The sequence below is a fragment of the Dyella sp. genome (assembly GCF_035685885.1).
In the GTDB taxonomy this organism is placed as follows: domain Bacteria; phylum Pseudomonadota; class Gammaproteobacteria; order Xanthomonadales; family Rhodanobacteraceae; genus Dyella.
The window spans coordinates 1-8,300 of sequence record NZ_DASRZX010000053.1; the positions used below are offsets into that span (position 1 = coordinate 1).

At 65.6% G+C, this 8,300-nt stretch carries 7 protein-coding genes and 1 pseudogene; 4 read left to right on the top strand and 4 right to left on the bottom strand.

All coding sequences use genetic code 11. The features are described 5' to 3' along the window. Positions 1 to 290 (bottom strand): annotated as a pseudogene (locus VFG49_RS06720) (hypothetical protein); the annotation flags it as partial. Between VFG49_RS06720 and rluD the strand changes: the two are divergent. The 3 genes from rluD to VFG49_RS06735 all read left to right on the top strand — a co-directional run bounded on the left by rluD (position 289) and on the right by VFG49_RS06735 (position 2,702). Further along, the gene (gene rluD / locus VFG49_RS06725) at positions 289 to 1,266 is read left to right on the top strand and encodes a 23S rRNA pseudouridine(1911/1915/1917) synthase RluD (protein ID WP_324858745.1); all 978 of its coding nucleotides are present in this window, start codon (positions 289 to 291) and stop codon (positions 1,264 to 1,266) included. The pseudogene VFG49_RS06720 and the gene rluD sit on opposite strands and share 2 nt — an antisense overlap. 4 nt (positions 1,267 to 1,270) lie before the next feature. Further along, positions 1,271 to 2,023 (top strand): peptidoglycan editing factor PgeF, encoded by a 753-nt coding sequence (pgeF, locus tag VFG49_RS06730; RefSeq protein WP_324858746.1) that lies wholly within the window; start codon positions 1,271 to 1,273, stop codon positions 2,021 to 2,023. 130 nt (positions 2,024 to 2,153) lie between these two features. Beyond that, positions 2,154 to 2,702 (top strand): hypothetical protein, encoded by a 549-nt coding sequence (locus VFG49_RS06735; protein WP_324858747.1) that lies wholly within the window; start codon positions 2,154 to 2,156, stop codon positions 2,700 to 2,702. Positions 2,703 to 2,768: 66 nt separating this feature from the next. Here the strand turns inward: VFG49_RS06735 and otsA are convergent, their stop codons facing one another. From otsA to otsB, 3 genes are read right to left on the bottom strand one after another with little or no spacing between them, the layout of a single operon-like run. Further along, on the bottom strand, positions 2,769 to 4,151 hold the full coding sequence (gene otsA, locus VFG49_RS06740; protein WP_324858748.1) for an alpha,alpha-trehalose-phosphate synthase (UDP-forming): 1,383 nt from the start codon (positions 4,149 to 4,151) through the stop codon (positions 2,769 to 2,771). After that, positions 4,151 to 5,986, bottom strand: coding sequence for a glycoside hydrolase family 15 protein (locus VFG49_RS06745; RefSeq protein WP_324858749.1), 1,836 nt, complete (start codon positions 5,984 to 5,986; stop codon positions 4,151 to 4,153). Before VFG49_RS06745 ends, otsA begins: the two co-directional genes overlap by 1 nt. Then, positions 5,958 to 6,761, bottom strand: coding sequence for a trehalose-phosphatase (gene otsB, locus VFG49_RS06750; protein WP_324858750.1), 804 nt, complete (start codon positions 6,759 to 6,761; stop codon positions 5,958 to 5,960). The genes VFG49_RS06745 and otsB overlap by 29 nt, the downstream gene beginning before the upstream one ends. A 198-nt stretch (positions 6,762 to 6,959) precedes the next feature. Here otsB and VFG49_RS06755 point away from each other — a divergent pair. Next, on the top strand, positions 6,960 to 8,300 hold a 1,341-nt coding region (locus VFG49_RS06755), incomplete at its 3' end, for a Clp protease N-terminal domain-containing protein (protein WP_324858751.1).

Below are 8,300 nucleotides of genomic sequence, written 5' to 3' on the forward strand. Positions count from 1 at the left end.
TCGCCGGACGGGAAGCGCGCGATCAGGCGCTGGTAGGATTTCGCTGCTGCCGAATAGTCGGCGTGCTGCATTGAGTCATGTGCCTTGGTGTAAAGCTGATCGACGGGAAGCGTGTCGTCGGTGTTCTTCTTGTGGTGGAACATCGAGCAGGCGCTCATCGACAGGGCGATGGCTAGCACGACAAAGACTTTGAAAGCCGGCAGCTTGGTTACACGCATGAGAAAGGGTTCAGATGTTTGATCGAAAAGGGATGATAGCCGAAACCAACGGGCACCCGGGCAGCCGGCCATGACGATGATCCGTCATGAGGCCACGGTGCCCCTGTCCGCGGCGGGTCGGAGGTTCGACCAGGCTTTGGCCGAGATGTTCCCGGACTACTCGCGCTCGCGCCTCACCAGCTGGATCAAGGCCGGCTTGGTGACGCTGGATGGCGTGGTGGCGCCGCCGCGCCAGCTGCTGCGTGGTGGCGAAAAAGTGAGTCTGGAAGCGGAGCTGGAGGCCGAGGTCGAGCTGACTGCCGAGGCCATCGCGCTGGACATCGTCCACGAGGATGAGCACGTGCTGGTGCTGAACAAGCCCGCGGGCCTGGTCGTGCATCCGGGCGCGGGCAACAGCAGCGGCACGGTGCTGAACGCCCTGCTGCACCACGATCCGGTGCTGGCCGAACTGCCGCGAGGGGGCATCGTCCACCGCCTGGACAAGGACACTTCCGGACTGATGGTGGTCGCCAAGACCCTGCCTGCCCACACCGCCCTGGTCGACATGCTGTCCCGCCACGACGTGGAGCGACAGTACGAGGCCGTGGTGCTGGGCACGCTGGTGGCCGGCGGCACGGTCGACGCACCGATCGGCCGGCACATGGGTGATCGCCTGCGCCAGGCCGTGCGCGACGAGGAAGACGGCAAGCGCGCCGTCACCCACTACCGCCTGCGTGAGCGCTTTCGCGCCCACAGCCTGCTCCAGTGCAGCCTGGAAACCGGGCGCACGCACCAGATCCGCGTGCATCTGGCGCATATCGGCCACCCGCTGATCGGCGATCCCCTGTACGGCGGTGGACTCCGGCTGCCCAAGGGCGCCACGCCGGAACTGACGGCCGCACTGCGCGGCTTCCGACGCCAGGCCCTGCACGCCGAACGGCTGGCTTTCGAACACCCGGTGACGCACGAGCCCATGTCCTTCAGCGCCGAGCGACCGGCCGACCAGCAAGGCCTGATCGACGCGCTGCGCGCCGACACCGCCCAGGTCGGAACAGGCGAATGGCAGTGAGTACATGAGCCTGGCTGATGACTGGATCGTTCCCGACTGGCCTGCGCCGGACACCATTCGGGCCGCGGTCAGTACTCGCCAGGGACCCGGCGTATCGACGGGAACCTACGGGCGCCTGAACCTGGGTTTGCGGTCGGGCGACGTCGCGGAGGCTGTCGAAGCCAACCGGGCCGCCGTCGTGGCGGCGCTGGGACTGGCCCGTTCGCCGCACTGGCTACAGCAGGTGCATGGCGTGGACGTGGTGGACATCGACGGCCCGCTCCAGCACGGCGAGCCGCGAGCCGATGCCGCCGTTACCCGCCGGGTGGATGAACCACTCGCGATCCTGACCGCCGACTGCCTGCCCGTCTTGTTCTGTACCCGCGACGGCAGCGCAGTATCCGCGGCACATGCCGGCTGGCGCGGGTTGGCGGGCGGCGTACTCGAGGCTGCCTTGGCCGCCTTGCCCGCGCCTCCTGCCGAAATCATGGCGTGGCTTGGCCCCTGCATTGGCGCGCACAGCTATGAAGTGGGCGAAGAAGTGCGCGATGCCTTCGTAGCTACCGATCCGGGAGCGGATGCGGCCTTCGCGCCCACGCGGCCAGGACACTGGCTGTGCGATCTCGCGGGGCTGGCCCGCCGCCGGCTGCTCCAGGCTGGGATCGGCAGCGTGCATGGCGGGGGCTTTGATACGCGCACCGACGACCGGTTCTATTCCTACCGGCGTGACGGCGCCCAAAGTGGGCGTTTCGCCAGCCTGATCTGGCGGGTTGGGTGACGGCCGGTCGGGGCTTGCGAGGAGAAAGTTGACGCGAAGCTTACGATCGGAGCACATTGCGAAGGCATCGCATGGCAGGACTCGAAGGGCGATGCGCCTAGTCCAGCTCATCGCATTCCAGGGAGGTCGCATGAAACGCAGTCTTGTCGTCATGCTGGTTGGTGCGCTGTTGGTTGTCAGCGGCAGTGCCATGGCATCCGTATCGCCCGGTTCGCTCACTCCATTTCCGCAACGCGTGTTGCCGGTGCTTGTGCAAGTCAACGCGCAGGGCAAGGTGACCTCGGCGTCGCCCGCCATCGCTCTCGAACCACGGATGAGCCGCCTGCTTTCGCAGAATCTGGACGAAATGATTACCACGCCGGCCGAGGTCCATGGCCGTGCAATCGCCAGTCAATTCATCCTCAACCTGCAACTGGAGGCGGCCAAGCGTCCCGACGGCAATTACGACGCGCACTTCGTCTCGGTCTCGACGCAGCCGGTGCCGGCTGGAAATTGGCACTGGGTGGATATCGAAGGGCGCCTTTGGGCGCTGGCCGGGCCGGATGGTCGTCCGCCGCTCGGCCACCAGCGGCTCCTGGAACCACGGCTGCATCAGGACAATCGCTCCTACGCTCCGGCTATCACCGCACCTTCGCCGAGCACGGCAGCACCTGCACGTGGAGCCACGCACGGCCCCTGAATCCGATGGTCAGTAGCAGAAAAGCCCGTCAACCAAGACGGGCTTTTTTGTGGCCGCGTTTCCAGCCTATTCGGCCAATCGCCGCAGGAATGCATTGCGCCACGCAGTCACATCCTGCTTCTCCAGCACATCCATCATCCGGCGCCAGCGCGTGCGGCGCTCGTGCAGCGGCATGGTGAGGGCGATGCCGAGGGCTTCGGCGACTTCTTCCGTGTCGGCCGGGTTGACCAGCAGGGCATCGCCCAGCTCCTGAGCGGCCCCGGCGAAACGCGACAACACCAGTACGCCGGGGTCCTGCGGGTCCTGGCTGGCGACATATTCCTTGGCGACGAGGTTCATGCCGTCGCGCAGCGGCGTTACCAGGCCCACGCGGGCGGTGCGGTAGTAGCCGCTCAGCAGGCTGTGCGGGAAGGAATTGTTGACGTAACGGATCGGCACCCAGTCGGGCGCGGCATACATGCCGTTGATATGGCCCGCGCTGCGCTCCAGCTCCCGGCGAATCTGGCGGTACTCGGGTACGCCGCCGCGCGAGGGCGGGGCGATCTGCAGGAACGTCACCTTGCGATGCAGCTGCGGCGAGCGTTCAAGCAGGCGCGCATAGGCGTGGAACCGCTCGGGCAGACCCTTGGAATAGTCCAGCCGATCCACACCGATGATCATCGCGCGGCCTTCCAGGCTCTGGCGCAGCTGGTGGATTTCCTCGTGTTCGTCGGCGTGACTCGCGGTTTCCGCAACCTCGCGCGTATCGATGCCGATGGGAAACGCCTCGACGCGGAACTGCCGGCCGCTGGAGGTCTGGATGCGTCCGTCGCGGCGCCGGGTGGCGCCGATCTCGTGGAGGAAATATTCCTCCAGCGAGCGCCGGTCGCGTGGCGTATGCACGCCCACCAGGTCGTAGCTCGCCAGTGTCTCCAGCAGTTCCTGATGGCGTGGAAGCGCAATCAGCAACGCCGCCGCGGGCAATGGCGTGTGCAGGAAGAAGCCGATGCGATTGCGCACGCCGCGTTCGCGCAACATTGCCGCGAGCGGAATCAGGTGATAGTCGTTGATCCACACCAGGTCGTGGGGGCCGATCAGCGACATCAGGTGCTCGGCGAACAGATTGTTGACGCGCAGGTAGCCGGCCAGGTGCTTGCGGTTGTAGTCGACCAGATCGGGCCGGTAATGCAGCAGCGGCCACAGCGTGCGATTGGCGAAGCCGTCGTAGAAATCGTCGTGGTCCTGACGCGACAAGTCGATCGTGGCGTACTCGACCATGCCGTCGCGCTCGCGATGCACTTCACCGCCGGTCTGCCGAGCCATCTTGCCGCTCCAGCCAAACCAGCAGCCACCGCGATCCTGCAGCGCCGCGCGCATGGCCGATCCCAGTCCGCCGGTTGCCGTCTGATCCGGCAGCGCCACGCGATTGGAAACCACTACCAGCCGTCCCTGGCTATGACGTCCTGACATCACAGTGCGTCCTCCCAGCGCCTGGACAGGCGCATGGCAGCCTGGATCAGGCCGACCATCGAATAGGTTTGCGGAAAATTGCCCCAGTGCTCGCCGCTGCTTGGCGCGATGTCCTCGGACAGCAGCCCCAGCGGGTTTCGCTGCGCGAGCATGTGCTCGAACATGGCGCGTGCGCGCTCCCTGCGTCCCGTCGCGGCCAGCGCATCGATGTACCAGAAGGTGCAGATGTTGAAGCTGGTCTCCGGGGCGCCAAAGTCGTCCGGGGCGATGTAGCGGAACAGGTAGTCGCCGCGTCCCAGCGCTTCGCCGATGGCATCGACGGTGGCGATGAAGCGCGGGTCCATCGCGTCGATGAAGCCGATGTCGGCGAGCAGCAACAGGCTCGCGTCGAGGTGCTCGCCATCGTAGGCATCCACGAACGTGCCCAACCTCTCGTTCCACGCGCGCGCCTCGATCCGCGCATGCAGGGCCACGGCCTCGTTGTGCCAGTCGCGCGCAGCCTCGTCCAGGCCCAGTTCGGTGGCGATATGCGCCAGGCGATCGCACGCCGCCCAGCACATGGCGGCGGAATAGGTGTGCACCGCTGCGCGTCCGCGGAATTCCCACAGGCCCGCGTCCTGTTCTTCGGCCATGCGCAGCGCCAAGCGGCCCATGCGTTCGAGGCGACGGAAAGTCAGCTCATCGCCGGGGTGTTCCAGGCGGCGGTCGAAAAAGATCTGGGCCGAGGCCAGCACCACCGACCCGTAGACATCGTTCTGCCGCTGGCGCCAGGCATCGTTGCCCACGCGCACCGGTCCCATGCCGCGATAACCCGCGAGGCTCTCCACCTGCATCTCCGTCAATTCATGCTCGAAAGTGATGCCGAATACCGGCCCGATCTCGTGGTCGCCGTCGGCTGCCACGAGGTTGAACACGTACCGGATGTACTCCTCCATGCTCCGTGTCGCGCCGAGACGGTTGAGTGCGCGCACGGTGAAGGCGGCGTCGCGCAGCCAGCAATAGCGGTAATCCCAGTTGCGCTCCGAGCCTGCCGATTCGGGAATGGACGTGGTGAGCGCGGCGACGATGGCGCCGGTGGCTTCGTATTGGCACAGCTTGAGCGTGATCGCCGAGCGGATCACCGCTTCCTGCCACTCGTACGGCACGGAAAGATTGCGCACCCATTCGCGCCAGTAGGCAATGGTGCGTTCCAGCGTGTGATGGATGAAATCGCCCGGGTTATGCGTGAGGGTCTCGTCCGGACCGAACACGAAATGCGCGGGGCGTTCAAGGATGAAAGGCAGCGCGCGCTCGATCATCGGCGAGGCGACGTCGCTGGTAAGCCGTTGCACCACGCCACTCAGCATGAAACGGATGTGGTTGCTGCCGGAAGTGGTCTGAGGCTGGTTGGCGCCGTAGTCGCACAAGGGGCGAAGCAACACGCGGATGCGCGGCGCACCACCGATGGGGCGCACGCGGCGCGCGATCATTACCGGATGATAGAAGCGGCCGCGCGTACGAAAGCGTGGCATGTAATCGACAATCTCCACGCCGGCGCCCTGCTTGTCGTACAGGCGTGTGACCAGCACCGCCGTGTTGACCATGTAGTGCTGTTCGGAACGCTCGAAATCTTCGAGCTGGATCGTCCAGTCGCCACCTTCACTGCGTGGCGACAGCAACGCGCAGAAGCTTGCGTCGCTGTCGAAGCGCGGCAGGCAGCACCAGACGATGCGCCCCTGCCCGTCGATCAGGGCGGCAACGCTGCCGTTGCCGATGACACCCAATGCCAGGCTGGCCTGAGTGGAGGGGCTGCTCGTGAGCAGATCCTTAGCTGCTTCCTCCTGAGGAATGGGCATGCGAGAGGGCTCCGTGCTTGAGCGCGTGCAAGACGCGGAAAAGCCAGGCCCGCGCGGCGGCGGGCTCGGGCAGGGAATAGCGGGCCAGGCTCGGCTCGCGGTGACCCACGCGCACGCTCAGGCCACTCTGCAGATTGGCGGTCGCAAAGCCGTGCTCGTCGGTGAGATCGTCGCCGACGTACACCGGAAGGCGACCGTGGAAAGGTCGTGCGGACAGCAGGGTGGCTACTGCCTGTCCCTTGTCCATGCCTACGGGCTTGAGTTCGATGACCATGTTGCCCAGCTGCATTTCGTAGCCTGCCAGGTTGGGCAGCACGGCCTCGACATTTTCGCGCAAGGCGGCGAACTGTTGCGGCGCAGTGCGGCTATGCAACGCCACGGCGATGCCCTTGTCTTCCAGCGTGACGCCCGGCAAGCGGTCGGCGACGGCGGCAGCGATTTCGCGCACCAGCATGCGTCGCGCCGCCCCGATGTGGACGCCGCGATACCGTCCATCGGCACCGCGTATTTCCAGTCCGTGCAGGCCGGCCATCGCCCACGGCGGATGGCCAAACAGATCATCCAGGTCATCAAGGCTGCGGCCACTCACCACGGCAAGCGCGCCGTCGAGCGTAGCGTGCAGGTCGTCGATGAGATCGCGCAGCCGACTGTCCACGCATATCTGGTCGGGTTGGTCCGCGAAATCGACCAGCGTGCCGTCCACGTCGAGGAACAACGCCCAACGGTCGTCCACGCCAGGCAAGGGCGGAGCCGGAAGGCGCGACGGGTCGGACATGATGGAAAGGGGCAGGGGAGATGACACGAAGGCGAGACTAGCAAGGCAAATGTGAAGGCGATCTATGGGCAGCCAACGCCGGCTGAAAGGCCGCACCGTTGCTGCATGCGTCAACGCTTGAATCACACGGCGATGAGCCGCATCTCACGAAGCAGTAGCGGCGGGGCCGCCAAATCCTATTGATCGAGGGGACAACCCATGCGGATGGACAAACTCACCTCGCGCTTCCAGCAGGCGTTGGCCGATGCGCAGTCACTGGCCGTCGGGCGCGACAACAACATGCTCGAACCGGTGCACGTGATGGCAGCCTTGCTGGAGCAGCAGGGCGGCTCGACCGCGCCGTTGCTGACGCAGGCGCAGGTCAACGTGCCTGCGCTGCGCCAGCGCGTGAACGAACAGCTCGAACGCCTGCCGCGCGTCAGCGGGCAGGAAGGCAACGTGCACGTCGGCAACGAACTGACGCGCCTGCTCAATCTCACCGACAAGCTTGCGCAGCAACGTGGCGACCAGTTCATCGCCAGCGAACTGTTCGTGCTGGCAGCGCTGGAAGACAAGGGCGAGCTCGGCGCTTCGCTGAAAGCGGCCGGCGCCAGCAAGGCCAACGTGGAGGCCGCCATCGACAAGCTGCGTGGCGGCGAGAAGGTGCAGAGCGAGAATGCGGAAGAACAGCGCCAGGCACTGGAGAAATACTGCATCGACCTCACCGCGCGCGCCGAGAGCGGCAAGCTCGACCCGGTGATCGGACGCGACGAGGAAATCCGCCGCACCATCCAGGTGCTGCAGCGTCGCACCAAGAACAATCCCGTGCTGATCGGCGAGCCCGGCGTGGGCAAGACGGCCATCGTCGAAGGCCTCGCCCAGCGCATCGTCAAGGGCGAAGTGCCCGAAGGCCTGCGTGATCGTCGCGTGCTGTCGCTGGACATGGGCGCACTGATCGCCGGCGCCAAGTTCCGCGGCGAATTCGAGGAGCGCCTTAAGGCCGTGCTCAACGACCTGGCCAAGAACGAAGGCCAGATCATCCTGTTCATCGACGAACTGCACACCATGGTCGGCGCCGGCAAGGCGGATGGCGCCATGGATGCGGGCAACATGCTCAAGCCCGCGCTGGCGCGTGGCGAGCTGCATTGCATCGGCGCCACCACGCTCGACGAGTACCGCAAGTACATCGAGAAGGATGCTGCGCTGGAACGTCGCTTCCAGAAGGTCTATGTCGGCGAACCCAGCGTGGAGGACACCATCGCGATCCTGCGCGGCCTCAAGGAGCGCTACGCGGTGCACCACGGCGTGGAGATCACCGATCCGGCCATCGTTGCCGCGGCCACGCTGTCCAATCGTTACATTCCCGACCGCCAGCTGCCGGACAAGGCCATCGACCTGATGGACGAGGCCGCGTCACGTATCCGCATGGAAATCGATTCCAAGCCCGAAGAACTCGATCGGCTGGAGCGTCGGCTGATCCAGCTGAAGATCCAGCGCGAGATGCTGAAGAAGGAAACCGACGACGCGTCGAAAAAGCGCCTCGCCGATCTGGAAACCGAC